Here is a 26,446-nt window from a genome sequence, read left to right on the forward strand (position 1 = left end):
GTTCCCCTTTGGGGAACAGCTTTTTACTCCCCGATAGGGGAGTTGCTGTAATTATCCTAGGGTATACTTACCCTAGGTGAAAGTCATGTTTTCTTTACTGCGAGGTTGTATGAACGCAAAAAAACTTTCCATAATGCATTCCGCTTATTTTTGGATTATTTTATCCTTGTTGGCGTTTGCGCTTCTGCCCTCTAATGCACTTGATTACGGTTTGTTTGAAAGTACTTCAGATGAATATTTAGAGGCAATGGGCTGGGTTTCTTTCAATTTAACTTGGGCTTGGTTTCTGCCTGTTATTGTGTATGGTGCTTTGCCGTTATTGAGATTGCCACGGCAAACCCAAGCAAAAACAGAGCTATTTTTGACCGCACTTTCTGTACTGTTTATGTTTATCAGTGCGACGCTGTACAAAATTAGTATGGGCTATTCTGTGATTGTGTTGCTTGTGGGATATACCGCATTGGCGACACTTTCATTGGCAAAACTGAAAGTAATGCAAGGGGATAAGTTTATTATTGCTTCTTTACTTTGCATTATTTTGTTGATTTTCTTCTTTATTGTTTATCCAACATTGGCAATTTTCGTTTCAATGTTTTATGACGGCGATACCTTTTCGCCACAGCAAGTGATGCGTATTTTAACGCAGAGCTATATTGTTCGTGTAATTACCAATTCGCTTTTCTTATCGGGCTTTGTGGGCATCGTTTCTACTGTATTTGGTTTAGCCTTTGCACTTTATACCACACGTATCGCGCGTAGAACGGCATTTATCGGAAAAATTTTCTCTATTTTGCCAATTGTTACGCCCCCATTTGTAGTGGGGTTAGGGGTAACTTTAATGCTCGGACGTTCTGGTTATGTAACAGAATTTTTAAGTGAATATTTTGGTTTTTCTAGTCATAACTGGCTTTATGGTTTTAATGGGATTGCGATTGCGCAAATTCTCGCATTTACCCCGATTTCTTTTATGATTTTAGACGGTGCATTGAAATCAGTTCACCCTTCAATTGAAGAAGCCTCTTATACGCTGCGTGCTAATCGTTATCAAACGTTCTATCAGATTATTTTTCCGTTACTGCGTCCAGCATTAGCAAATTTTTTCTTAATTGTGTTTATTCAATCATTAGCGGACTTTAGTAATCCTTTAGTTTTAGGTGGAAGTTTCGATGTGATTGCCACACAAATTTATTTCTATATTGCGGGTTCACAACTTGATTATGCTTCAGCCAGTACTTTAGGTTCGATGTTGTTAATTTTCTCGTTGGCGATTTTTATCATTCAATACATTTGGATTGGTAACCGCTCTTATGTCACTGTTTCGGGGAAATCTTATCGTGGTGATGTGCAAGAACTGCCAAACGGCTTGAAATATACTATCATCGGTATGCTTGGCTTCTGGGTAATCTTTAATATGGCACTTTACGGTAGCATTTTCTATGGAAGCTTCACTGTAAACTGGGGCGTAGATTACACTTTAACCTTGAAAAACTATGCCATGTTATTCGGGCAAGGATTGAGCGATGGGGCGTGGCCGTCACTAATCAATACCTTAATTTATGCAGGTATTGCTGCGCCATTAACCGCATTCTTTGGATTATTAATTGCCTATATTGTGGTGCGTAAAGATTTCCAAGGTAAAAAATCCCTTGAGTTCTTAACCATGCTTTGCTTTGCTGTACCGGGAACTGTGGCAGGGGTATCTTATATTTTAGCGTTCAACAATGCACCGCTTTATATTACGGGTACGGGCATTATTGTGATTATTTCAATGGTAATGCGTGACTTACCAATTGGTATGCGAGCAGCGATTGCAGGGCTAGGACAACTTGATAAATCCCTTGATGAAGCATCGCTTTCTTTAAAAGGGAGTTCGTGGAAAACATTGTGCTTTATCGTCTTGCCATTATTAAAACCAGCGTTGCTTTCCGCGCTTGTGACTAGTTTCGTTCGTGCAATGACGACAGTAAGTGCAATTATATTCTTAGTGACAGCAGACACTCGCGTTGCTACCGCATATATTTTAAATCGTGTGGAAGACGGAGAATACGGCATTGCAATTGCATACGGCTCTATCTTAATTGTGGTGATGATGACAATTATTTTGTTCTTCGACTGGATTGTAGGCGATACGCGTATCTCTCGTTCTAAAGCGAAAAAAATGAATTAACTCGTTAAGTTGTAGGTAAAAATTATGAGTAATAATGATTTCTTAGTATTAAAAAATATCACAAAAGCATTTGGTAAAGCGGTCGTCATTGATAATTTAGATTTAACGATCAAACGTGGCACGATGGTAACATTGTTAGGGCCATCAGGCTGTGGTAAAACCACCGTATTACGTTTAGTGGCAGGGTTAGAAAATCCAACTTCAGGTCAAATTTTTATTGATGGCGAAGACGTAACAAAATCCTCTATTCAAAATCGAGATATTTGTATTGTCTTCCAATCTTACGCACTTTTCCCACATATGAGCATTGGCGATAACGTCGGCTACGGCTTAAAAATGCAGGGCATTAGCAAAGAAGAACGTGCTAAACGTGTAAAAGAGGCTTTAGAATTAGTGGATTTAGCAGGCTTTGAAGATCGTTTTGTTGATCAAATTTCGGGTGGGCAACAACAACGTGTCGCATTGGCTCGTGCTTTAGTATTAAAACCAAAAGTCCTATTGTTTGATGAACCATTAAGTAATTTAGATGCAAACTTACGTCGTTCAATGCGTGAAAAAATCCGTGAATTGCAACAACGTTTAGGCATTACCTCGCTTTATGTGACTCACGACCAAACAGAGGCCTTTGCGGTATCTGATGAAGTTATCGTTATGCATAAAGGTAAAATTATGCAAAAAGCACCAGCGAAAGAGCTTTATTTACGACCAAATTCTTTGTTCTTAGCAAACTTTATGGGAGAATCCAGTATTTTCCATGGAAAATTAGAAAATGGCGTGGTGGATATTAATGGCTATCATGTACCTTTAAAAGACGCTGCACAGTTTAATTTACCCGATGGCGAATGCTTAGTAGGTATTCGCCCAGAAGCAATTTATCTTGCTGCAGAGGGCAGCGATGCACAACGTTGCGAGATTAAAAGTGCGGTCTATATGGGCAACCATTGGGAAGTGGTTGCAAACTGGGCGGGCAAAGATTTACTGGTAAATTGTAAACCAGAGGATTTTAATGCTGATTTAAAACAAGCCTATGTAAATTTATCTGATCACGGTATTTTCTTATTGAAGAAAGAGTAATCCAAGTATAAAAAAGTGCGGTGAAATTTCACCGCACTTTTGAGATTACAATTAAGGGGAAGGCTTTTCCCCTTTCTTATTTCTGTTATTAAATCGCCCAACCGGCTGCATAGAATGCAACGAGTACGATTGCAATAATCACAGTGCCTGCATTTAAGCGTTTAATATCGCCACTCACGATTCTTCCAATCACTAATGCCGCAAAACCTAACATAATGCCTGTTACGATATTGGCGGTAAGTACGATAAACACTGCGCAGATTAATCCGCTCATCGCGCCAACGAAATCATCGAAATCTAATTTGCTTACATTGCTTAACATTAATAAACCAACGTACATTAATGCTGGGGCTGTGGCGTATCCAGGCACTAAGAAAGCTAATGGTTGGAAGAAAAGCATTAATAAGAATAACACACCAACAACGATTGCAGTAATACCAGTTTTACCGCCTGCTGCTGTTCCTGCTGCTGACTCAATATAAACGGCAGCTGGTGCTGTACCGAATAAACCTGAGAATAAGCTACTGATTGAGTCTGAAGTTAGGGCTTTACCGCCATTGATAATTTGGCCATCCTTATCAAGCAAGTCGGCTTGACCTGCCACTGCACGAATTGTACCAGTCGCATCAAATACGGCGGTCATCACGAGAGCAAATACCACCGGCAAGATTGCAGGTTGTAGTGCGCCTATAAAGTCTAATTGTAAGAAAAGAGAGTTTTCGCCAAAAGTTGGCATTTTGAAAATTTCTCCGCCAAATTTTACATTTGGATCAAAAATTAAACCGACGATAGTAATAGCGATAATGACCCATAAAATACCGCCTTTAATTTTCATTTTTTCAAGACCAATAATTAACGCTAAACCAATTAAGGACATCATTACTGGGAATGAAGTAAAATCGCCTAATTTTACTGGCAAGCCAGCTTGGTTGCTGACAACTAAACCAACGCCGTTTGCCGCAATTAAAAGTAAAAAAAGTCCGATACCAATGCCTGCTCCGTGAGCGATACTGGCTGGTAAATTACGCAAAATCCATGCACGGATACCTGTGGCAGAAATTAAGGTAAACACAACCCCCATTAAGAATACTGCGCCTAGGGCAACAGGAATGGCGACCTTTTGACCGATTACTAAGCTAAATGCTGTAAAAGCAGTAAGAGAAATTGCACAACCAATTGCCATTGGTGCATTTGCCCATAAGCCAATTAAGATAGAGCCTAACCCTGCAACTAAACAGGTCGCAATAAAGACAGATTCCGCAGGAAAACCTGCTGCACCGAGCATATTGGGTACTACGATGACAGAATAAACCATTGCTAAGAACGTGGTTAAACCCGCGATAATTTCTTGACGAACAGTTGAACCACGTTGTTTGAGTTCAAATGTTTTTTCTAAAGTTGGCATAGTGTTCCTTGAAGTTAAGTAAAAAATTGGAAGTAATAAGGTGCGCTATTCTACATCATAAAAATAAGAAGTAAACGTTTGCGTAAGTTTTATTTAGGGGAAAGTGCGGTCAAAATTATGAATAGTTATAAAATAATCTATTTGCTGATTTTCTCTACAAATGAGACTGCGAGTCAGCAGAAAAACTGCTATACTTATTGCGTTTTTTAACTTGATAAAATGAAGGAAACAAAATGGCTGATTTTAATCAAATTTTAACGCCAGGCGATGTAGATGCTGGCATTATCAATGTAGTAAACGAAATTCCCGAAGGTAGCTGCCATAAAATCGAATGGAATCGTAAAGTTGCGGCATTCCAGTTAGATCGTGTTGAGCCAGCAATTTTCGCAAAACCAACTAACTATGGTTTTATTCCACAAACTTTAGATGAAGATGGCGATGAGTTAGATGTGTTATTAATCACTCGCCAACCATTAGCAACGGGTGTATTCCTTGAAGCTAAAGTAATTGGTGTCATGAAATTTGTTGATGATGGCGAAGTGGATGACAAAATCGTTTGTGTTCCAGCAGATGATCGTGATACAGGCAATGCCTACAATTCATTAGCAGATTTACCTGCGAATTTAATTAAACAAATTGAGTTCCATTTCAATAACTATAAAGCACTTAAGAAACCTGGCTCAACGAAAGTAACGTATTGGGGCGATGTAGAAGAAGCGAAAGAAGTGATTCGTGAGTCTATTAAACGTTGGAATGAGCGTTAATTAATAAACACATTTGATTGTAAAAATCCCTGATTCTTTGAGTCGGGGATTTTTTATAATGAGTTTCAAGAATTTAGACAATAAAAAAATACCTTTCGGTACTTGCTTTATTTTCAAGTGGTGGGTCGTGAAGGATTCGAACCTTCGACCAACGGATTAAAAGTCCGCTGCTCTACCGACTGAGCTAACGACCCAATTCGATGATTTTAAAGTGAATTTTAAAACCTTTAGATTGGTATTTAAATGGTGCCCGAAGCCAGACTTGAACTGGCACGCCTCGAAAGGCGAGGGATTTTAAATCCCTTGTGTCTACCGATTCCACCACTCGGGCAAATTGGAGCGGGAAACGAGGCTCGAACTCGCGACCCCGACCTTGGCAAGGTCGTGCTCTACCAACTGAGCTATTCCCGCATTTATCACTAATCAGCATTGCTGCGTGACAACGGGGCGTATTTTACGGATTTATATATTACTGTCAAACGAAAAAAATAAAAAATATTTTATTTGCTTAAAAATAACTCAAATATAGATGGTTATCATAAAAAATAACTGTGTTTTATTTAAATTTATAATTGAATATTATCTAGCAAGCTTCCTTTTGCTGTTTGTAAATATTGGATCATTGACCATATAGTTAAAATAGCGGCGATATAAAGTAAGATAATTGCTGCTATTTCCATATAGTTGTTATAACGCCATAATAATCCACCTAGTGCTAACATTTGTGCTGTGGTTTTCCATTTTCCCCACCAAGATACTGCAACTTTATTACGTTCTCCAAGTTCAGCCATCCATTCACGTAATGCGGAAATTATAATTTCGCGAGAAATCATAATAATAGCAGGAATCGTAATCCAAAGAGAGTGTTTATATTCAACGATTAGCACTAAGGCTGCAACAACCATTACTTTATCAGCAACAGGATCTAAAAAAGCCCCAAATCTTGTAGTTTGTTTCCATTTACGAGCCAAATAGCCATCAAGCCAATCAGTAACGCCAGCAATAAAGAATATGAATGTAGTAATAAAAGGGGAAGATTCGATAGGTAAATAAAATGCAATCACGAAAAACGGAATCAGAATTACGCGAAACACCGTTAGGAAAATAGGAATATTAAATTTCATAGAAATGAACCGCTCTTGGGGTTAGGGATGCATCTATTCTAAAGTATCTAAGAATATAAAAAAAGCCACATTATGTGGCTTTCTTGTAAATAATTATGGATTAAAGTTTATCTGTGTTTTGTTTTAAGTATTTTGCAACGCCTTCTGGGTTATCTTTCATCCCTTCTTTACCTTTTTCCCATTGTGCTGGGCATACATCACCGTGTTCTTCATGGAATTGTAATGCATCAACCATACGTAACATTTCATCAATGTTACGACCTAATGGAAGATCGTTTACTACTTGGTGACGAACTACGCCATTTTTGTCGATTAAGAATGAAGCACGCAGTGCAACGCCAGCTTCTGGATGTTCAATACCGTATGCTTGAGCAATTTCATGTTTTACGTCTGCTGCTAATGCATATTTAACTTGACCGATACCACCATTTTCAGTTGGAGTGTTACGCCATGCATTGTGAGTGAATTGAGAGTCGATAGAAACACCAACTACTTCTACGTCACGTTTTTTGAACTCTTCATAACGGTGGTCAAATGCGATTAACTCAGAAGGGCAAACAAAGGTAAAGTCTAACGGATAGAAAAAGATTACTGCAGCTTTTCCAGCAATGTGTTTTTTAAAGTTGAAGTTATCAACGATTTCGCCATTGCCTAATACAGCAGATGAAGTAAAATCTGGTGCTTGACGGGTTACTAATACCATAGTCATTATTCCTCTATAAAGTGAAGTTAAAATTTTGCTAAAAAAACAGCAGTAAGATTCTAATGAAAATGACCGCACTTTTATAGTCGGTTTTGTCTATTGAAGAAATTAATTTAATTTAAAGTAAGGAAATATATGCGAGCAAAATATCATCTTTCAACAACATTTATTCATTCAGGTCGTCAGAAGCGTTTTTCTCAGGGCGCGGTAAATCCTGTATTACAGCGAGCTTCTTCATTAGTATTTGACAGTATTGAAGATAAAAAATATGCAACAAAAAATCGTGCTAAAGGCGAGTTATTTTATGGCCGTCGTGGGACGCTAACACATTTTGCGTTACAAGATTTAATGTGCGAAATGGAGGGGGGAGCTGGTTGTTATCTTTATCCTTGTGGGGCAGCTGCAGTCACTAATTCTATTCTTTCTTTTGTTAAAACTGGTGATCATGTATTGATGAGCGGAGCCACTTATGAGCCAACTCAGGATTTCTGTAATATTGTGCTGAAAAAAATGCAGATCGATACAACTTATTACGATCCACTTATTGGTGCTGATATTGCAACGCTTATTCAACCGAATACAAAAGTACTTTTTTTAGAAGCACCGAGTTCTATCACAATGGAAATTCCCGATATTCCGACTATTGTGAAAGCTGCAAGAACGGTGAATCCTAATATTGTGATTATGATTGATAATACTTGGTCGGCAGGTGTTCTATTTAAAGCGTTAGAGCATGACATTGATATTTCTATTCAAGCGGGGACGAAATATTTAGTGGGGCATTCAGATATTATGATTGGTACTGCCGTTGCGAATGCGCGAACTTGGGATCAACTTAGAGAACATTCCTATTTAATGGGGCAAATGGTGGATGCGGATTCTGCTTATACGACTGCTCGTGGTATTCGTACATTGGGTGTACGATTAAAACAACATCAGGAAAGCAGTATTAAAGTAGCAAAATGGTTGAGTGAGCAACCAGAAGTAAAAACGGTGTATCATCCATCCTTACCAAGTTGCCCTGGCCATGAATTCTTTTTACGTGATTTTAGTGGAAGCAGTGGTTTATTTTCTTTTGAATTAACCCAGCGATTAACCTCAGAGCAAGTATCAAAATTTATGGATCATTTTGAGCTTTTCACTATGGCTTATTCATGGGGAGGATTTGAGTCTCTAATTCTTTGTAATCAACCAGAAGAAATTGCACATATTCGTCCAAATATTAAACGTAACCTTACGGGTTCATTAATTCGTGTGCATATCGGCTTTGAAGATGTAGATGAATTGATTGTAGATTTAAAAGCTGGATTTGAGCGAATTGCCTAAAAGTGCGGATAAAAAAATGCCTGTTTTACACAGGCGTTTTTTATAGGATTATTTTTGTTCTGAAACTAAACCAATTTGGGAACCGTCAGCAAAATGAATTGAAGTCCCAATAATATCGACTTGAATACTTTTTCCTTGTTGTAAGTGAGGACGAATTTGAGAAAGTACTGCTTCTTCATTGGTTGATAAGGTAACGGTTTCATTTGCTTTCGGTGCAATTGTTTTTCCAAATTGTAATGCGGGAAGATTTGCTATATAGAACGGTTGGTTATTTTCTTTATAAATAGTTAGCCATTGTGCTTCTGAAATTGCTTTATCGCTTAAATTTGTAATTTCATAAGTGATAGAAAAGGATTTTAAATCATCAGTAACAGAAACATTAGTAACTTTTATGTTTGCAACTTTTTGAAATTCTTCATTAGCTTGAGCAACTAATTCATCTATTTTTATTTGTACCTGTTGTTCTGATTGGGTGGTTGCTGGTTGTGCAGCTTCTGTTGTGGGTTGAGCTTTTTCTACAGCAGGTTGAGTTGTTTCTACTGCGGGTTTTTCAGCTTGTTTTTGCTCTTTATCGTTACAAGCGGTTAAGGTAATAGAACTTGCGATGATAGTTGCGAAAAGAAAAGATTTATTAAATTTCATTGTAAATTCCTTCATTATGTTTTATCAGCTAGGTTGTACTCACCTTTAAGGGTTATAATTATAGCTTATGTGGGTCCTTACGACAGTCTTTTCTTTTGAAAGTTCATAGAAGTTGTTTTATCATATTTTTCGTTTTCCTTAATCAACAGAGAAGCACAATGAAACATATTCATATCTTAGGTATTTGTGGCACATTTATGGGCGGTGTGGCGATGATTGCTAAACAAATGGGCTATCACGTAACGGGTTCCGATACTAATGTTTACCCTCCAATGAGCACTTTTTTAGAAGAGCAAGGTATTGAGATTATTCCAAATTATGATGTTGCACAATTACAACCTGCGCCTAACATGGTAATTGTTGGTAATGCGATGAAACGCGGTAATCCTTGCGTAGAATATGTGTTGGAAAATAATTTGAAATATACATCTGGCCCTCAATGGTTACATGATCATTTATTGCGAGATCGTTGGGTATTGGCGGTTTCTGGTACGCATGGAAAAACAACGATAACAGGCATGCTAACTTGGATTCTGGAACAAAATGGTTTAAAACCTGGTTTTTTAATCGGTGGTATTGCGGGTAATTTCGGTATTTCCGCCCGTTTAGGCGAAAGTCCTTATTTTGTTATTGAAGCTGATGAATATGATACGGCTTTCTTTGATAAACGTTCGAAATTTGTCCATTACAATCCACGTACACTTATCGTAAATAACATTAGTTTTGATCACGCTGATATTTTTGACGATCTCAAAGCGATTCAACGCCAATTTCATCATATGATTCTAACCATTCCGGCAAGTGGCTTGGTATTAAGTTCGGCGAGTGAACAAAGTGCAAAAGAAACTTTGGCATTGGGATGTTGGTCGCAACAACAATTTTTAGGCAAGGATAACGAATGGTTTGCTGAACGTATCACAAATGATGCTTCACATTTTGCGGTCTTCCATCATGGAGAAAAAGTGGCAGAAGTAAAATGGAATGTAGTCGGACAACATAATATGCATAATGCGTTAATGGCAATAGCGGCTGCTCATCATGCGGGTGTGGCTATTGAAGATGCGTGTAAAGCATTGGGATCTTTTGTGAATGCTAAACGTCGTTTAGAAGTGAAAGGCGAAGTTAATGGCATTATAGTTTATGATGATTTTGCGCATCATCCAGAAGCTATTCTTGCTACGCTAACTGCTTTGCGAGATAAAGTAGGTGGCGGCGTGCGAATTCTTGCCGTGCTTGAGCCTCGTTCTAACACAATGAAAATGGGGGTTCATAAAGATGAAATTGCGCCTGCGCTTGGTCGAGCTGATGCCGTGTTTATGCTTCAACCTGAACAACTTCCTTGGGAAGTGGCAGATATTGCAAACCAATGTGTACAACCTGCTTATTGGCACGCAAATTTGGATCGATTAGTGGATATGATTGTTGCAGAGGCTCAACCTACGGATCATATTTTAGTGATGTCTAACGGCAGTTTTGGTGGCATTCATCAAAAAATTCTTGATAAACTAAAACTGAAATAATAAAAGTGCGATTAATTTAGAAAATGTTTTTAAATGAACCGCACTTTTTATTTATCTGACTTTAATTTGTAATTCATAAAAAGGAACATTTATACAATGGCTGATCCACATATTAAATCACCGATGGATTTTTTAGATAATCTGACTGTCATTATTTATCGCACTGGCTTTGTGATAGCGGCGTTGGCTCTTCTTGCCATGAGTTGGTATCCAGATTTATCACTCACATTTATATTAATTGCGGCAACTTGCTGTGCATCTTCGTTACACATTTATCTCAAATCCTTCCGATTGCTTTTTCAATTTGCTACTTGGATAGGATTACTTTTTTATATTAATCATTATCCTGCTTTGGCTCTTGGTGGTGCGTTACTTACTTTAGGTGGTTTGTGTTTTAAAGAATATTTTTGTTTCCGCGTACCTTTGCTAAATTTACAGCCGATATTTGTGGCTTGCTTGTGGTTTTCGTGGGTATTAAATAATTTTATCGCACTACGAATTTTTTCTATTATTTCTGGCGTATTACTTTTAGTTTTAGCGATACAAAAATGGCGAATGCCTTTGCATTTTGATATTGGAGATAAAACTAAATATCAAATTTAGAAAAGAAAATGACCGCACTTTTATTATGTGCGGTCATTGTTTTTAGAAAGGTTTATTTAGCTAAACATTCCATGTAACTATCTGCGGTAGATTGCAAGAATGTTGCATAAGAATTTTTGCCTAAAGTGACTTTATCGCCAATTGGATCGAGTTGTCCTACATTGACTTTAGTATTTTTCGCTAAAGACTCGATCACTTTTGGTGTAAATTGAGGCTCTGCGAATAAGCAATTTACTTTATGTTCATCAATTTCTTCTTTAATGTGTGCTAAAGTTTTTGCACCCGGAGCAACTAATGGATTGATGGTAAAGTAACCTGTTTGTTTTAAACCATAAGCATCGTTGAAATAACCATAAGCATCGTGGAAAACGTAGAAACCTTTGTCTTTTACATTCGCCAGTTGTGCTGTGATTTTTTCACTTTGTTCTGCCAAAGTGCGGTTAAAATCTGAAAGGTTTTTTGCAATCAAATCTTTTTTGTCTGGGAATTGTGCAGTTAATTTATCCGCTACTTTTTGTGCAACAATTTTGCTGATAGCGGGAGAATACCAAACGTGCCAGTTTGTTGTTAAACCCTCGTGATGATCGTGATCATGATGTTCGTGATCGTGTTTATGGTCGTGATCGTGTTTATGGTCGTGATCGTGTTCGTGCTTATGATCATGGTCGTGTTCGTGCTTATGATCATGGTCGTGTTTATGATCATGTTTGTGTTCGTGCTTATGGTCATGATCATGATCGCCATCTTCATGGAAATGCTCGTGGTGAGCTTGAATTAATAAAGGTTTAACATCCGCAAGATCGGCAATGGTAATCACTTTTTTGCGTTCAATTTGACTAATTGGCTTGTCTAAAAATGAATCAACATCTTCACCAACCCATACTACTAAATCTGCAGATTTTACTTTTTGAATATCAGATAATTTCAAATTGTAGTCATGCGGAGATGCTCCAGCAGGCACAAGAATTTGTGTGCCAGTTACACCCTCTGCAATAGACGAAACAATAAAGCCCAAAGGTTTTACTGATGCCAATACATCAGCATTTGCCATCATTGGTGCGCTTAAAAGTGCGGTAGAAATGGCACTAATTTTTAAAAGTTTTTTCATATTTCTGTTTCCTTACTTGTTGATAATCATTAGTAAAGGGCAAAAGCCTACGCTCTTTTCTGTAAATTGCAATGATTTTATAGTAAAAAAGGGGGAAAATTTTTCATTTTTAAAGTAAATGGATTTCATTCGATAAAAAATGCACATTCATAGTTAATGTGCATTTTCAAAGGATTAAGATTTCTTCTTGAGTAATTTATCTATTACACGAGAAACAGCAAAAAAACCAAAAGTTGCAGTTATCATTGTGGCTGCACCAAACCCGTTTGCGCAATTCATTGTGGCTGAAATTGCACAACCTTCAGTCATTTGTGGAAATATTAAAGGTTGTGTTGAAAATACCGCATCGATACTAAATTTGCGTTTTGGATTTTGGCTAAAATTGTAATCCTTGCGTAAAACTGACCGCACTTTAGCAAGGAGCGGATCTTGAATGGTTTTACTCAGATCGGCAATTTGAATTTGGGTTGGATCAGTTTGACCACCAGCACCACCAATAGTAATCACATTAATTTTGTGACGTTTACAATAAGCAATCAGCGACGCTTTAGTTTTCACATTGTCAATAGCATCAATTACGTAGTCATAGCCTCGATTGAGGTAATCTGCTTGATTTTCTGGCGAGATAAAATCATCAATAATATTGACGGTACATTCTGGGTTAATTAATTTTACTCGCTCTGACATCACTTCAGTTTTTAATTTGCCGATTGTGCCGCTCATCGCAGGAAGTTGGCGATTGATATTCGTGACGCAAATATCATCCATATCAATTAATGTGAGTTTGCCAATGCCAGATCGTGCTAAGGCTTCAACAACCCAAGAACCTACGCCGCCAATGCCAATTATGCAAATATGGGCTTGGCGTAAGTGCGCTAAGCCATCGGGTGTATAAAGTCGTCCAATACCGCCGAAACGTTGTTCGTAATTATCTATTCTAGACATTATTGTAATACCCATACTCTACCGTAGTGTTTTGAAAGCCCTGCAATATGTCCTGCTCTAGCACCGATACCACGATATAAGTCAAAGTGATGACCTTTCACTGCACCGCCTACATCAAGTGCAACCATTAAGTGTAATTTGTGTGTGCCAAGCCAGTTTCCATTATTATCAATATCTGGTACTTCGACTAAAAGTACAGAGCCAGATGGGATAACATTGCGATCTGATGCCACTGAAGCCATTGCTACAAGAGGAACGCCCGCAGAGCCTTTCACTTTGCCACTTGGATCATTTTTAAAGAAGACATAAGCTTCATTGCGCTCTAACAAGCTTTGTACACGCGATGGATTACGATTGCCCCACTCTCGAATTGCTTGAATAGACATTTTTTCTTTTGGAATTTCGCCATCTTCCACTAATAAACGCCCGATAGCCGTGTAAGGGAAACCATTTTGTCCTGCGTAAGCAAAATAGTTAAGATTGCCATCGCCAAAATCTACATAACCACTGCCTTGTACCCCAAGTAAAAAGTTTTCCAACATGGAATCGCTATATGCTAACTCTAGTCCTTTCCCCACTAATGCTCCCGCGTAAATTTGCACTCGACTTAGACGTTTTTTCACAGGCATACGATAAATTGGATTTTTAAATTGACCTTGTGGGGTATGACGAGCATAAAGTATAGGCGAATAATAGCCTGTCATCAGTACATTTTGATACCCATCAAATCCACGCATAATTTGCGGATGGATATTAAATTGAGTGAGTTCATTAATATTTGCCCCAGAAAGAACCCAATTTGTAATCTTTTCATAATTGTCGTAAAAATTGGCGGAAAGTTTACTCGAATAATTTTTTATATTGGAAAGCTGTGTTAAAAAATCGCCTTGATTTATTACCGCACTTTGGTTTTCTATGTTGGATACAGGCACAAGCGCTGCTTGCTGATAAGTTCGATTGGTATATTTTGCACCGAATTGTTGAGGATCACTACCATTTAAGGTGGTGGGAATCTGAATGTTTTTTATGTTAGAGGTACAAGACACCAAAAGTGCGGTAATAATTGAGATAGAAAAAGTTTTGAACCAAAATGGTTTACACACCGACATTTTCAATCCTAAAGTAAGCAGAAATAAGGTCGCATACGCTATCAAAATTTACAGAAAACAACCAGTGTTATTTAGTGAAATTGCTTAATAAAACTACACATTGAACATTTTATTAACAAACAATTGATAAAGTTTTGTTTAATTCTTGCAATTAAATTTTAAGCGAGTATAGTACGCCTCATCAGACGCGGGGTGGAGCAGCTTGGTAGCTCGTCGGGCTCATAACCCGAAGGCCGTCGGTTCAAATCCGGCCCCCGCAACCAACAAATTTTGAAGCCCTGATTTAGAAAATCGGGGCTTTTCTTTTTACAGTTTAACTCGCTATGATGATCTCAATTAGATCATCTTTTTCTATGCTATAATCCCTCAAAATTTTCAAAATCGGTACCTAAATGAAACAATTATTTGCAACGACTTCTCGTGGCTTTGAAGAATTATTAAAAGTTGAACTCACTGAACTTGGTGCGCAAGAGGCAAAAGTGGTTCAAGGTGGCATTCATTATCAAGCTGATGACGAAACTTTATACCGCACTTTGCTTTGGTCACGCCTTGCTTCACGCATTTTATTTCCTTTGATTGAAACCAAAATTTACAGTGATTTGGATCTTTATGCGGCTGTTTCAGGCTTTAATTGGTTAGGGCTATTTGATGAACGAGTTACATTCTTTGTCGATTTTAATGGAACCAACCAAGAAATTCGTCATACTCAATTTGGTGCGATGCGTGTTAAAGATGGAATTGTCGATTACTTTGAACGTCAAGGTAAAACTCGTCCCGATGTAGATAAAATTCAGCCGGACGTGCGTATCCATGCTTATTTAAACCGTGAAAATTTAGTGATTTCTTTAGATTTAAGTGGAGAAGCATTACATTTGCGAGGCTATCGTGAAGATGCAGGTCAAGCGCCTTTACGTGAAACTCTAGCTGCGGCAATTGTTATGCGTTCAGGTTGGCAAGTGGGTTCTCCATTAGTGGATCCAATGTGTGGTTCAGGTACGCTTTTAATTGAGGCGGCACAAATGGAAGCCAAAATTGCACCGCAACTTTATCGTTTACATTGGGGATTTGATTTTTGGAAAGCGCATAATCAATCGGCTTGGGAAAAAGTAAAAAATGAAGCTATTGAATTAGCAGAAGAAAAACAACGTGAAATTCAACCGCACTTTTATGGATTTGACCTCGATCACCGCGTATTAAAAAAGGCGCAGAAAAATGCACAAAATGCAGGTGTTTCACATTTAATTAAATGGCAGCAAGGTGATGTTGCAGCGTTGAAAAATCCTCGTTTAAATGAAGTCGGTACGGTTATCTGTAATCCACCTTATGGGGAACGCTTAGGCACAACCCCAGCATTGATCGCGCTCTATTCTGTATTTGGGCAAAGACTTAAAAAAGAATTTTGTGGTTGGAATGTTTCTGTTTTTAGTAGCGAATCCACATTACTTGATTGTTTGAGAATGCGTGCCAGCCGACAGTTTAAAGCCAAAAATGGCCCATTAGATTGTGTGCAGAAGAATTATCAAGTTTCAGAACGAAAATCTGACGAAATTACCGCTGAAAATGAACTAGAATTTAACCGCACTTCGGAGGTGGCAACTGATTTTGCTAATCGATTACAAAAAAATATTAAGAAAATTAGTAAATGGGCAAAGCAACAAGGATTAGACGCTTATCGTTTATATGATGCCGATTTGCCAGAATATAATTTAGCCGTTGATCGTTATGCAGATTACATTGTTGTGCAAGAATATGCAGCACCGAAAAATATTGATGAAAATAAAGCGCGTCAGCGTTTGTTAGATGCGGTTACTGCAACTTTGCACGTTACAGGTGTAGAAACGAATAAGTTGATCCTCAAAGTTCGTCAGAAACAAAAAGGTACTAACCAATATGAGAAATTAGCCAATAAAGGCGAATACTTTTATGTGAATGAATATGGCGCGCAGCTTTGGGTAAATTTGACAGATTATTTAGACACGGGCTTATTTTTAGATCACCGTTTAACAAGAAAAATGATTGGAGCGTTGGCAAAAGGTAAAGATTTCTTGAACTTATTTGCTTATACTGGTTCTGCAACTGTTCATGCGGCACTTGGTGGTGCTAAATCGACAACGACCGTTGATATGTCTAATACTTATCTTAATTGGGCGGAGCAAAATCTTATTTTGAATGATATTGAAGGTAAACAACATAAATTAATTCAAGCAGATTGCCTTCAATGGTTAGAAAAATGTGATCGTCAATTTGATTTGATATTTGTGGATCCACCGACGTTTTCGAATTCTAAACGTATGGAAGAGAGTTGGGATGTTCAACGAGATCATGTGAAATTGATGAGCAACCTAAAACGAGTTTTGTCGAATAATGGCACAATTGTTTTCTCGAATAATAAACGTGGATTCAAAATGAATTTAGTTGCGTTGGAAGAATTAGGTTTAAGTGCGGTAGAAATTTCGCATAAAACATTGCCTCTAGATTTTGAACGTAATAAACAAATTCATAATTGTTGGATGATTCAACATATATAATGATTTGCTAAGTTGTAAAAATAGTCGAAAAAATAGTGAATTTTAAACAAACTGAATAAAAAACTATCGCTCAAACATTTTTTTTCAAAAAGTGCTAGACAAGATTTTATTAAATCATTAATATACGCCTCCGCAACGACGCAGTAACGCGTTCGTAGCTCAGTTGGATAGAGCGTTGGCCTCCGGAGCCAAAGGTCGCAAGTTCGAATCTTGTCGAGCGCGCCAGGTCAGTGCAATAACAGCTCCTAATGGTGGCTATAGCTCAGTTGGTAGAGCCCTGGATTGTGATTCCAGTTGTCGTGGGTTCGAATCCCATTAGCCACCCCATCTTATCTATATAAGATCTGACGGCGAGTAGCGCAGCTTGGTAGCGCAACTGGTTTGGGACCAGTGGGTCGTAGGTTCAAATCCTATCTCGCCGACCACTTTATTTTGCTCTTTAACAATATATCAGACAATCTGTGTGGGCACTTGTTGATTGACTTGTTTTAAAAATATTTTTTAATTTTGAAGTCTTAATAGGTGCTTAACTGAAAATTCATAATTACTTTTTTAAGTAGTGTTTATTTATAGCTAAGCAGTATATTGAGCGATTGAACTTGAATTGAAGAGTTTGATCATGGCTCAGATTGAACGCTGGCGGCAGGCTTAACACATGCAAGTCGAACGGTAGCAGGAGGAAGCTTGCTTTCTTGCTGACGAGTGGCGGACGGGTGAGTAATGCTTGGGAATCTGGCTTATGGAGGGGGATAACGACGGGAAACTGTCGCTAATACCGCGTAGAATCGGAAGATGAAAGTGCGGGACTGTAAGGCCGCATGCCATAGGATGAGCCCAAGTGGGATTAGGTAGTTGGTGGGGTAAAGGCCTACCAAGCCTGCGATCTCTAGCTGGTCTGAGAGGATGACCAGCCACACTGGAACTGAGACACGGTCCAGACTCCTACGGGAGGCAGCAGTGGGGAATATTGCGCAATGGGGGAACCCTGACGCAGCCATGCCGCGTGAATGAAGAAGGCCTTCGGGTTGTAAAGTTCTTTCGGTATTGAGGAAGGTTGATGTGTTAATAGTACATCAAATTGACGTTAAATACAGAAGAAGCACCGGCTAACTCCGTGCCAGCAGCCGCGGTAATACGGAGGGTGCGAGCGTTAATCGGAATAACTGGGCGTAAAGGGCACGCAGGCGGTTATTTAAGTGAGGTGTGAAAGCCCCGGGCTTAACCTGGGAATAGCATTTCAGACTGGGTAACTAGAGTACTTTAGGGAGGGGTAGAATTCCACGTGTAGCGGTGAAATGCGTAGAGATGTGGAGGAATACCGAAGGCGAAGGCAGCCCCTTGGGAATGTACTGACGCTCATGTGCGAAAGCGTGGGGAGCAAACAGGATTAGATACCCTGGTAGTCCACGCTGTAAACGCTGTCGATTTGGGGGTTGGGGTTTAACTCTGGCGCCCGTAGCTAACGTGATAAATCGACCGCCTGGGGAGTACGGCCGCAAGGTTAAAACTCAAATGAATTGACGGGGGCCCGCACAAGCGGTGGAGCATGTGGTTTAATTCGATGCAACGCGAAGAACCTTACCTACTCTTGACATCCAACGAATCCGATAGAGATATTGGAGTGCCTTCGGGAACGTTGAGACAGGTGCTGCATGGCTGTCGTCAGCTCGTGTTGTGAAATGTTGGGTTAAGTCCCGCAACGAGCGCAACCCTTATCCTTTGTTGCCAGCGATACGGTCGGGAACTCAAAGGAGACTGCCAGTGATAAACTGGAGGAAGGTGGGGATGACGTCAAGTCATCATGGCCCTTACGAGTAGGGCTACACACGTGCTACAATGGCGTATACAGAGGGAAGCGAAGCTGCGAGGTGGAGCGAATCTCATAAAGTACGTCTAAGTCCGGATTGGAGTCTGCAACTCGACTCCATGAAGTCGGAATCGCTAGTAATCGCGAATCAGAATGTCGCGGTGAATACGTTCCCGGGCCTTGTACACACCGCCCGTCACACCATGGGAGTGGGTTGTACCAGAAGTAGATAGCTTAACCTTTAGGAGGGCGTTTACCACGGTATGATTCATGACTGGGGTGAAGTCGTAACAAGGTAACCGTAGGGGAACCTGCGGTTGGATCACCTCCTTACCAAAGACGAGAGACAGCGAGTGCTCACACAGATTGGCTGATAATTGTAGACAAATGAGCAGGAGAAAACATTACCCTTGGGTCTGTAGCTCAGGTGGTTAGAGCGCACCCCTGATAAGGGTGAGGTCGGTGGTTCAAGTCCACTCAGACCCACCACTCTGAGAGTGAGTGAAGCGAAAGGTGTAGTGTAAATAAATAATAACTAAAAGGTAAATAATTAGTTATTAAATTATGATGAAATGGGGATATAGCTCAGCTGGGAGAGCGCCTGCCTTGCACGCAGGAGGTCAGCGGTTCGATCCCGCTTATCTCCACCACTTATCATCGTTAAGTAAATTAGAAAAAGATAAATTAATAATGTATTAAGGTAGTGATTAAACTATTTTAAATATTAGGTTATTTTATTCTTAGTTTTAAGTTTAATTTTAATTTTAATTTTAATTTTAATTTTTTTTAGTTTATTTAACGATGATAACTGAAAAGTTTTATCAACTGTTCTTTAAAAAATTGGAAACAAGCTGAAAACAAGAGATTTTCGAGAGAAAGTCTGAGTGGGCAAGATAGGAAAGTGAAAGAGAGAACTGAAAAGGAAACTCTAAAAACAAAACCTGTTTTGCATAAAATCTTGATTGAACAAAAGCAATCAAGTGTTTAGTTGAATGAAGATACGCATCAAATTGACCGCACTTTGAAGTGAAAACTTAAAGTGATTGAAAACATTTGAGGTTGTATAGTTAAGTGACTAAGCGTACAAGGTGGATGCCTTGGCAATCAGAGGCGAAGAAGGACGTGCTAATCTGCGAAAAGCTTGGATGAGTCGATAAGAGGCGTTTAATCCAAGATATCCGAATGGGGAAACCCAGTAGATGAAGAATCTACTATTAACAAGTGAATTCATAGCTTGTTGAGGCAAACCGGGAGAACTGAAACATCTAAGTACCCCGAGGAAAAGAAATCAACCGAGATTTCGTCAGTAGCGGCGAGCGAAAGCGAAAGAGCCAGTAAGTGATAGCAGTATAGTTAGGAGAATGTGTTGGGAAACACAATCAAAGAGGGTGATAATCCCGTATCTAAAAACCATATTGTGGTACTAAGCTAACGAGAAGTAGGGCGGGACACGTGATATCCTGTTTGAAGAAGGGGGACCATCCTCCAAGGCTAAATACTCCTGATTGACCGATAGTGAACCAGTACTGTGAAGGAAAGGCGAAAAGAACCCCGGTGAGGGGAGTGAAATAGAACCTGAAACCTTGTACGTACAAGCAGTGGGAGCCTGAAAGGGTGACTGCGTACCTTTTGTATAATGGGTCAGCGACTTATATTTTGTAGCGAGGTTAACCGAATAGGGGAGCCGAAGGGAAACCGAGTCTTAACTGGGCGAAGAGTTGCAAGGTATAGACCCGAAACCCGGTGATCTAGCCATGGGCAGGTTGAAGGTTGGGTAACACTAACTGGAGGACCGAACCGACTAATGTTGAAAAATTAGCGGATGACTTGTGGCTGGGGGTGAAAGGCCAATCAAACCGGGAGATAGCTGGTTCTCCCCGAAATCTATTTAGGTAGAGCCTTGAGGTGACACCTTTGGGGGTAGAGCACTGTTTCGGCTAGGGGTCCATCCCGGATTACCAACCCGATGCAAACTACGAATACCAAAGAGTGATACTCAGGAGACACACGGCGGGTGCTAACGTCCGTCGTGGAGAGGGAAACAACCCAGACCGCCAGCTAAGGTCCCCAAGTCTATATTAAGTGGGAAACGAAGTGGGAAGGCTTAGACAGCTAGGATGTTGGCTTAGAAGCAGCCATCATTTAAAGAAAGCGTAATAGCTCACTAGTCGAGTCGGCCTGCGCGGAAGATGTAACGGGGCTGAAATATAGCACCGAAGCTGCGGCATCAGACGAAAGTCTGTTGGGTAGGGGAGCGTTCTGTAAGCGGATGAAGGTTAATCGAGAGGTTAGCTGGACGTATCAGAAGTGCGAATGCTGACATAAGTAACGATAAAACGGGTGAAAAACCCGTTCGCCGGAAGACCAAGGGTTCCTGTCCAACGTTAATCGGGGCAGGGTGAGTCGGCCCCTAAGGCGAGGCTGAAAAGCGTAGTCGATGGGAAACAGGTTAATATTCCTGTACTTGGTAAAGCTGCGATGTGGGGACGGAGTAGGTTAGGTTATCGCACTGTTGGATATGTGCGTTTAAGTTGGTAGGTGGGAAGTTTAGGCAAATCCGGACTTCTATTAAACACTGAGAGATGATGACGAGGCTCTAAGGAGCTGAAGTAACTGATACCACACTTCCAGGAAAAGCCACTAAGCGACAGGCTTTACTAAACCGTACTGAAAACCGACACAGGTGGTCAGGTAGAGAATACTCAGGCGCTTGAGAGAACTCGGGTGAAGGAACTAGGCAAAATAGCACCGTAACTTCGGGAGAAGGTGCGCCGGCGTAGATTGTAGAGATTTACTCTCGAAGGTTGAACCGGTCGAAGATACCAGCTGGCTGCAACTGTTTATTAAAAACACAGCACTCTGCAAACACGAAAGTGGAGGTATAGGGTGTGATGCCTGCCCGGTGCTGGAAGGTTAATTGATGGTGTAATCGAAAGAGAAGCACCTGATCGAAGCCCCAGTAAACGGCGGCCGTAACTATAACGGTCCTAAGGTAGCGAAATTCCTTGTCGGGTAAGTTCCGACCTGCACGAATGGCATAATGATGGCCAGGCTGTCTCCACCCGAGACTCAGTGAAATTGAAATCGCCGTGAAGATGCGGTGTACCCGCGGCTAGACGGAAAGACCCCGTGAACCTTTACTATAGCTTGACACTGAACATTGAATTTTGATGTGTAGGATAGGTGGGAGACTTAGAAGTAGTCACGCCAGTGATTATGGAGTCATCCTTGAAATACCACCCTTTAACGTTTGATGTTCTAACGAAGATTGCGGAACGTGGTCTCGGACAGTGTCTGGTGGGTAGTTTGACTGGGGCGGTCTCCTCCCAAAGCGTAACGGAGGAGCACGAAGGTTTGCTAATCACGGTCGGACATCGTGAGGTTAGTGCAATGGTATAAGCAAGCTTAACTGCGAGACAGACAAGTCGAGCAGGTACGAAAGTAGGTCATAGTGATCCGGTGGTTCTGAATGGAAGGGCCATCGCTCAACGGATAAAAGGTACTCCGGGGATAACAGGCTGATACCGCCCAAGAGTTCATATCGACGGCGGTGTTTGGCACCTCGATGTCGGCTCATCACATCCTGGGGCTGAAGTAGGTCCCAAGGGTATGGCTGTTCGCCATTTAAAGTGGTACGCGAGCTGGGTTTAGAACGTCGTGAGACAGTTCGGTCCCTATCTGCCGTGGGCGTAGGAGAATTGGTTGGGGCTGCTCCTAGTACGAGAGGACCGGAGTGGACGCACCACTGGTGTTCCGGTTGTGTCGCCAGACGCATTGCCGGGTAGCTAAGTGCGGAAGAGATAAGTGCTGAAAGCATCTAAGCACGAAACTTGCCAAGAGATGAGTTCTCCCTGTCTTTAAGACAGTAAGGGTTGTTTAAGACGAAGACGTAGATAGGTCTGGTGTGTAAGTGATGTGAGTCATTGAGCTAACAGATACTAATTGCCCGAGAGGCTTAACTATACAACGCTCAAGTGTTTTTGGGAAAAGAGCGAAAGAGAAGAGAAATTAACTAAACTAAACTAACTATTCAGCTTGTTGCCGATAAGAAGAGAGACGAAAAAAGTGAAGTCGTAAAAGAGAAGAAACAAAGAGAGAAGTTATCAAAGAATTATCCCGGCGGCGATAGTGCGGTGGAACCACCTGAGACCATACCGAACTCAGAAGTGAAACGCTGTAATGCCGATGGTAGTGTGGGGTTTCCCCATGTGAGAGTAGGGCACCGCCGGGTTATCAAATAAAAAATCTAAATTTAAATTTATCTAAGACAGATAAAATTAAATTAAGTAAAAACAGAATTAAAATTAAACAGATTAGATAAAGAATAAATATAGAACCCCAGTTGAAAAACTGGGTTTTTTGTTTTTTCCTAAAAATCAGAATATTTGAATTCTTTGTAAGGTTGTTGTATTGCTGTAAAAAATTTCTCTAGATTAACCATACTTTAATAGATAAATGTAATTATTCCTAAATCTATAAATATATTCTAATACTTTTAAAGTAATTAATAACCTATATGTATTTTGTTCGTACTCTTTACTATTTAGGACATTGCTATAAATTTATAACAGGATACATTGTAATTATGTTATGAAGGTACATTGCTTTTATATGAAAAGTTATATCGAATTATTGATAACTTGTTACATAATACTGTTACTTTAACTTTATTCTTAATAGTTTATTCTAATGATATTCTTATGGTAGAAAAATTAGTAAGGAGAGAGGGTATCGTTTTGAATAGTAATATTTGTGAAAACTAATGATATTAATCGGAAAGAAAGGAAAACAAGAAGAAATATGCGTTGGCTTTGTTGTTAGACTAGACATTAAATTATATTTAAATTTTTAGGTGAGTTTAGTTTCTATTATGAATAGTAATAGGGTAAAGATAAAATATAATTTTAATACTTATCTATAATTTCAGATATTGTATTTATTTTGGATTTATTATTTAAATTTGCTCTTCAAAGAATACTAAAATTAGTATAGGGGATTATACCTATTATCTCTACATTCTTTAATGATGTATTTATCTTAATATATCTCTTATATTAAGATAAATTTTCTGTAAATTTTTTTCAAAAAAGTATATTTATGATTAATCTTGTATAATGGACATTATAGTTAGGTTTTGCCTAATTATAGTTATGATAAAGCCCGATTAGATTCAATCGGGCTATTTATTCTAAAATTTCTGAGATAGGCTAAATTTGATATTCCTACCTGTTCCAGAAGCCAATTCGCCTAGATAAGGGTTATATGCTCGGTTAAATAAATTATCCACCGTAATCTTAATATTCATACCTTTAATTTTTTCAGGAGTCCAAGAAAGGAATAGGTTATGTAGGCTGTATCCTCTTGAAGCTGGTAATGACAAATAATATGATGCTTTGGGGTCTCCAGACGATGGCGATCGATCTTGTCTTCTTACAAACTCAGCACGCCAACCTACTGTGAGATAATATTTTGGAACATTGAAACCTAAAGTAGCAGTTGCCTTTCTAGGGGGAATTTCTGCAATCCATGTTGAGGTTTTACCCCATGGGTTTCTTGGTGAGGTGTCACGTTTTCCTTTTACATAAGAATATGTTAGCTCACCAAATAAATAAGTGGATTGATAATAAGCTTCTAATTCCGCTCCTTGAATAACATAACCAGGTAAATTACGGTAATTACTAATAATTTTAGGACAAATCTTATTATCAACATCTAAAGCATTGCCTACACAATTAACTCCTCTGGTTTTAAATATTTCATTTTTACCACGGTGGTAAAAATAAGTAGCTCTAAATTGAAAGGTATCATCCTCTTGAAATAAATTATTAAGCGTAACAATCCCTCCTCCTCTGGTCTGACTAATCATTTCTTTTTCTAAATTCAAAGAAGTCGCAGGTACAGAAGCTTTACTATATTGTGTCTCATATTGTTCATCAATAACAGGTGCACGCCAAGTTCTACTAAAATTTGTAAATAAACTTAAATAATGGTTTACATCATACTTAAGACCTAAATAATAAGACCAGCCATTATAATTTTTCTGAGAATAATTATGCCCTGCAGATATATCATTATATTGTGGTGCTAAATTTTTCTGTCCTATATTATTGATATGGTCATAACGCGCTCCTGTGCTAAAAATTATATTTTTCCATTTTATTTGATCTTGTAAATAAAACGCCTGTGTATATTGACGTCCAGATGGCATATAATAGGGTTGGAAATAGCCATAATTATAGGTTTTATCATTCATCTTCCCCTTGTGATACATTAAAGTATTTCTTGTGTTTTTTAACCATTGCAAACCAAATAGTAGTTCATGCTCAGCACGCCCAATATTTAGAGTACTTGTGTTACTTATATCAAAAGTAAGATCTGAATAAGTTATCCAACTTTTATTTCCTAATGTACCTAGGAATGAAGAAGTGACTTTCTCATGGCGAGTATCATTCTGTTCTGTTTTACTATAACTCAGCTGAACAGATAAATTAATCCACTTATTATTTTCAGGTAAATAGCGATATTTCAATGAATAACTTTCATCTTTTTGATCTCGATAAACAAGTTTACGTTTCCACGCAACATCAATCCCATAGCGTTTTATTTCTGTTTCTGTTGGTCTTGATGTCACATCTCTTTTTGCTGCCCAAGGTTCCCACCCTTTATGAATGCCATAAACACTGGATAAAGTTAATAAATGTTCAGGAGTAATTTGCCAATTTACTTTTATTAATCCAGTTTTTTGATTATTTTTTGAAAAAAGAATTTTGCTATTGTCTGGTCTTTTATAATCGCCAGCATTTCTTACAGAACCAAATAATAATAAATCAATATTTTTTTGTTCATTTTGTAAAACTAGTGCAGTGCTATAAGTTTTTTGGTTATTATTGCTATTATTTCCATACTTTAACAAACCACCTATTTTCTGGTTTTCTTTCAAGAAATCCCTAGCATCCCTAGTTTCAAATTTTACAGTTCCAGCAAAACCACCATTACCATATTGAGGAGAATAATTTCCTTTATCCACAGTTACTTTTCTTAACAATTCGGGTTCAATAAAAATAGAACCCTGTTGGTATTTTTCAAAACTTTTTGTCGCTCCATCTAACTGAACTCTAACATCTTCAGCGTCACCCATTCCATTAATATTTAATGTTTGTCCGCCAGGGCGAAACCCACCTGCCATATTCACACCTGGCAAAATATTAATTAAATTCGCTGCATTGTCAGCTTGTTGTTGTTCGATATTTTTCTGTTTTAATACTGAACGACCAGGTAGTTTATTACTATCCTCGTCAGTGTTCACAATGATAGGTAATAACTCCTCTCTATTAGAATTAGAAGAATTTTGCTTTGCGGTTACATTGAGTTGAATACCTACAAAGGTGACTAATAAAAAGATACGTTTATTAATTATAATATTCATATACCCCCTTAAATCTTAATGATAATTATTTATATCTATTCTAAATTTAACGATGATAAAAAACAAGATATTTTTACTTATATAAATTAATTGTAAGATGACGGATAAAAAAGATAAATGTCATAATCTATGAACAATGGATTTAGTTGTAAAAGATGTATTTAAAAATGAATTTCTAGAAAAATAGTGAGTTTA

General features: G+C 38.8%; 15 protein-coding genes, 9 tRNA genes and 3 rRNA genes. 16 read left to right on the forward strand and 11 right to left on the reverse strand.

Features of this window, described 5'->3' with window-relative positions:
• The first annotated feature begins 109 nt into the window (after nt 1-109).
• Entirely contained in the window at nt 110-2,167 is a 2,058-nt protein-coding gene (locus ACPT8Q_RS03750; protein WP_425627541.1) for an ABC transporter permease, read from the forward strand.
• A gap of 24 nt (nt 2,168-2,191) precedes the next feature.
• Nucleotides 2,192-3,241 carry a ferric ABC transporter ATP-binding protein gene (gene fbpC / locus ACPT8Q_RS03755; protein WP_050949025.1) on the forward strand — a complete coding sequence of 350 codons (1,050 nt, stop codon included), beginning with the start codon at nt 2,192-2,194 and terminating at the stop codon, nt 3,239-3,241.
• Between the two features lie 88 nt (nt 3,242-3,329).
• Here the strand turns inward: fbpC and ACPT8Q_RS03760 are convergent, their stop codons facing one another.
• Nucleotides 3,330-4,646: an NCS2 family permease gene (locus ACPT8Q_RS03760; protein ID WP_050949026.1), complete on the reverse strand. Its 1,317-nt coding sequence runs from the start codon at nt 4,644-4,646 to the stop codon at nt 3,330-3,332.
• A gap of 233 nt (nt 4,647-4,879) precedes the next feature.
• Here ACPT8Q_RS03760 and ACPT8Q_RS03765 point away from each other — a divergent pair, with 233 nt between their 5' ends.
• Nucleotides 4,880-5,410 (forward strand): inorganic diphosphatase, encoded by a 531-nt coding sequence (locus tag ACPT8Q_RS03765; protein ID WP_050949027.1) that lies wholly within the window; start codon nt 4,880-4,882, stop codon nt 5,408-5,410.
• Between the two features lie 118 nt (nt 5,411-5,528).
• Here ACPT8Q_RS03765 and ACPT8Q_RS03770 read toward each other — a convergent pair.
• From ACPT8Q_RS03770 to ACPT8Q_RS03790, 5 genes are all read right to left on the reverse strand, one after another.
• Nucleotides 5,529-5,604 (reverse strand) — tRNA-Lys (locus ACPT8Q_RS03770).
• 50 nt (nt 5,605-5,654) lie between these two features.
• Nucleotides 5,655-5,741, reverse strand: a tRNA-Leu gene (locus ACPT8Q_RS03775).
• Between the two features lie 4 nt (nt 5,742-5,745).
• Nucleotides 5,746-5,821: transfer RNA gene (locus ACPT8Q_RS03780), tRNA-Gly, on the reverse strand.
• Between the two features lie 155 nt (nt 5,822-5,976).
• Entirely contained in the window at nt 5,977-6,534 is a 558-nt protein-coding gene (gene pgsA, locus ACPT8Q_RS03785) for a CDP-diacylglycerol--glycerol-3-phosphate 3-phosphatidyltransferase (protein WP_050949028.1), read from the reverse strand.
• Between the two features lie 100 nt (nt 6,535-6,634).
• A complete protein-coding gene (locus tag ACPT8Q_RS03790; protein ID WP_021035632.1) occupies nt 6,635-7,237 on the reverse strand; it encodes a peroxiredoxin C in 603 nt (200 codons plus the stop codon).
• Between the two features lie 135 nt (nt 7,238-7,372).
• Between ACPT8Q_RS03790 and metC the strand changes: the two genes are divergently transcribed.
• Nucleotides 7,373-8,563 carry a cystathionine beta-lyase gene (gene metC, locus ACPT8Q_RS03795; protein ID WP_050949029.1) on the forward strand — a complete coding sequence of 397 codons (1,191 nt, stop codon included), beginning with the start codon at nt 7,373-7,375 and terminating at the stop codon, nt 8,561-8,563.
• A gap of 48 nt (nt 8,564-8,611) precedes the next feature.
• Here metC and ACPT8Q_RS03800 read toward each other — a convergent pair whose 3' ends face one another.
• Entirely contained in the window at nt 8,612-9,205 is a 594-nt protein-coding gene (locus tag ACPT8Q_RS03800; RefSeq protein WP_050949030.1) for a hypothetical protein, read from the reverse strand.
• Between the two features lie 158 nt (nt 9,206-9,363).
• Here ACPT8Q_RS03800 and mpl point away from each other — a divergent pair, with 158 nt between their 5' ends.
• Nucleotides 9,364-10,725, forward strand: coding sequence for a UDP-N-acetylmuramate:L-alanyl-gamma-D-glutamyl-meso-diaminopimelate ligase (gene mpl / locus ACPT8Q_RS03805; protein WP_425627542.1), 1,362 nt, complete (start codon nt 9,364-9,366; stop codon nt 10,723-10,725).
• Nucleotides 10,726-10,821: 96 nt separating this feature from the next.
• Nucleotides 10,822-11,328, forward strand: coding sequence for a DUF2301 domain-containing membrane protein (locus tag ACPT8Q_RS03810; RefSeq protein WP_050949032.1), 507 nt, complete (start codon nt 10,822-10,824; stop codon nt 11,326-11,328).
• Nucleotides 11,329-11,380: 52 nt separating this feature from the next.
• Here ACPT8Q_RS03810 and znuA read toward each other — a convergent pair whose 3' ends face one another.
• The 3 genes from znuA to mltA form a co-directional block, all read right to left on the reverse strand.
• Complete coding sequence (gene znuA, locus ACPT8Q_RS03815) at nt 11,381-12,436, reverse strand: zinc ABC transporter substrate-binding protein ZnuA (protein ID WP_425627543.1); 1,056 nt, start codon at nt 12,434-12,436, stop codon at nt 11,381-11,383.
• A 174-nt stretch (nt 12,437-12,610) separates the two neighbouring features.
• Nucleotides 12,611-13,381, reverse strand: a complete 771-nt coding sequence (gene tcdA, locus ACPT8Q_RS03820; protein WP_050949038.1) for a tRNA cyclic N6-threonylcarbamoyladenosine(37) synthase TcdA — start codon at nt 13,379-13,381, stop codon at nt 12,611-12,613.
• Complete coding sequence (gene mltA, locus ACPT8Q_RS03825) at nt 13,381-14,490, reverse strand: murein transglycosylase A (protein WP_050949034.1); 1,110 nt, start codon at nt 14,488-14,490, stop codon at nt 13,381-13,383. Before mltA ends, tcdA begins: the two co-directional genes overlap by 1 nt.
• 186 nt (nt 14,491-14,676) lie before the next feature.
• Between mltA and ACPT8Q_RS03830 the strand changes: the two genes are divergently transcribed.
• From ACPT8Q_RS03830 to rrf, 10 genes are all read left to right on the forward strand, one after another.
• Nucleotides 14,677-14,753: transfer RNA gene (locus ACPT8Q_RS03830), tRNA-Met, on the forward strand.
• 129 nt (nt 14,754-14,882) lie between these two features.
• Nucleotides 14,883-17,018, forward strand: coding sequence for a bifunctional 23S rRNA (guanine(2069)-N(7))-methyltransferase RlmK/23S rRNA (guanine(2445)-N(2))-methyltransferase RlmL (gene rlmKL / locus ACPT8Q_RS03835; RefSeq protein ID WP_050949035.1), 2,136 nt, complete (start codon nt 14,883-14,885; stop codon nt 17,016-17,018).
• Between the two features lie 148 nt (nt 17,019-17,166).
• Nucleotides 17,167-17,243: transfer RNA gene (locus ACPT8Q_RS03840), tRNA-Arg, on the forward strand.
• Nucleotides 17,244-17,269: 26 nt separating this feature from the next.
• Nucleotides 17,270-17,345: transfer RNA gene (locus ACPT8Q_RS03845), tRNA-His, on the forward strand.
• 21 nt (nt 17,346-17,366) lie between these two features.
• A tRNA-Pro gene (locus tag ACPT8Q_RS03850) sits at nt 17,367-17,443 on the forward strand.
• A gap of 176 nt (nt 17,444-17,619) precedes the next feature.
• Nucleotides 17,620-19,158 (forward strand): 16S ribosomal RNA (locus ACPT8Q_RS03855).
• Between the two features lie 79 nt (nt 19,159-19,237).
• Nucleotides 19,238-19,314, forward strand: a tRNA-Ile gene (locus ACPT8Q_RS03860).
• Nucleotides 19,315-19,399: 85 nt separating this feature from the next.
• Nucleotides 19,400-19,475, forward strand: a tRNA-Ala gene (locus ACPT8Q_RS03865).
• Nucleotides 19,476-19,890: 415 nt separating this feature from the next.
• Nucleotides 19,891-22,788, forward strand: a 23S ribosomal RNA gene (locus ACPT8Q_RS03870).
• A 152-nt stretch (nt 22,789-22,940) separates the two neighbouring features.
• A 5S ribosomal RNA gene (gene rrf, locus ACPT8Q_RS03875) occupies nt 22,941-23,056 on the forward strand.
• The 16S, 23S and 5S rRNA genes sit together here with 5 tRNA genes alongside, the layout of an rRNA operon.
• A 957-nt stretch (nt 23,057-24,013) precedes the next feature.
• Here rrf and ACPT8Q_RS03880 read toward each other — a convergent pair.
• On the reverse strand, nt 24,014-26,251 hold the full coding sequence (locus ACPT8Q_RS03880) for a TonB-dependent hemoglobin/transferrin/lactoferrin family receptor (RefSeq protein ID WP_061832753.1): 2,238 nt from the start codon (nt 26,249-26,251) through the stop codon (nt 24,014-24,016).
• Nucleotides 26,252-26,446: the final 195 nt, after the last annotated feature.

This window comes from Haemophilus sp. HN_Hi10 (genome assembly GCF_049821985.1).
GTDB classification, from domain to species: domain Bacteria; phylum Pseudomonadota; class Gammaproteobacteria; order Enterobacterales; family Pasteurellaceae; genus Haemophilus; species Haemophilus influenzae_D.

Excerpts from the sequence above, each read along its gene's own strand:
- rlmKL (WP_050949035.1), top strand. The coding sequence starts at position 14,883 with ATGAAACAATTATTTGCAACGACTTCTCGTGGCTTTGAAGAATTATTA.
- ACPT8Q_RS03760 (WP_050949026.1), bottom strand. The coding sequence starts at position 4,646 with ATGCCAACTTTAGAAAAAACATTTGAACTCAAACAACGTGGTTCAACT.
- ACPT8Q_RS03810 (WP_050949032.1), top strand. The coding sequence starts at position 10,822 with ATGGCTGATCCACATATTAAATCACCGATGGATTTTTTAGATAATCTG.
- fbpC (WP_050949025.1), top strand. The coding sequence starts at position 2,192 with ATGAGTAATAATGATTTCTTAGTATTAAAAAATATCACAAAAGCATTT.
- pgsA (WP_050949028.1), bottom strand. The coding sequence starts at position 6,534 with ATGAAATTTAATATTCCTATTTTCCTAACGGTGTTTCGCGTAATTCTG.
- ACPT8Q_RS03800 (WP_050949030.1), bottom strand. The coding sequence starts at position 9,205 with ATGAAATTTAATAAATCTTTTCTTTTCGCAACTATCATCGCAAGTTCT.
- znuA (WP_425627543.1), bottom strand. The coding sequence starts at position 12,436 with ATGAAAAAACTTTTAAAAATTAGTGCCATTTCTACCGCACTTTTAAGC.
- ACPT8Q_RS03750 (WP_425627541.1), top strand. The coding sequence starts at position 110 with ATGAACGCAAAAAAACTTTCCATAATGCATTCCGCTTATTTTTGGATT.
- mltA (WP_050949034.1), bottom strand. The coding sequence starts at position 14,490 with ATGTCGGTGTGTAAACCATTTTGGTTCAAAACTTTTTCTATCTCAATT.
- ACPT8Q_RS03765 (WP_050949027.1), top strand. The coding sequence starts at position 4,880 with ATGGCTGATTTTAATCAAATTTTAACGCCAGGCGATGTAGATGCTGGC.
- ACPT8Q_RS03790 (WP_021035632.1), bottom strand. The coding sequence starts at position 7,237 with ATGGTATTAGTAACCCGTCAAGCACCAGATTTTACTTCATCTGCTGTA.
- ACPT8Q_RS03880 (WP_061832753.1), bottom strand. The coding sequence starts at position 26,251 with ATGAATATTATAATTAATAAACGTATCTTTTTATTAGTCACCTTTGTA.
- metC (WP_050949029.1), top strand. The coding sequence starts at position 7,373 with ATGCGAGCAAAATATCATCTTTCAACAACATTTATTCATTCAGGTCGT.
- tcdA (WP_050949038.1), bottom strand. The coding sequence starts at position 13,381 with ATGTCTAGAATAGATAATTACGAACAACGTTTCGGCGGTATTGGACGA.
- mpl (WP_425627542.1), top strand. The coding sequence starts at position 9,364 with ATGAAACATATTCATATCTTAGGTATTTGTGGCACATTTATGGGCGGT.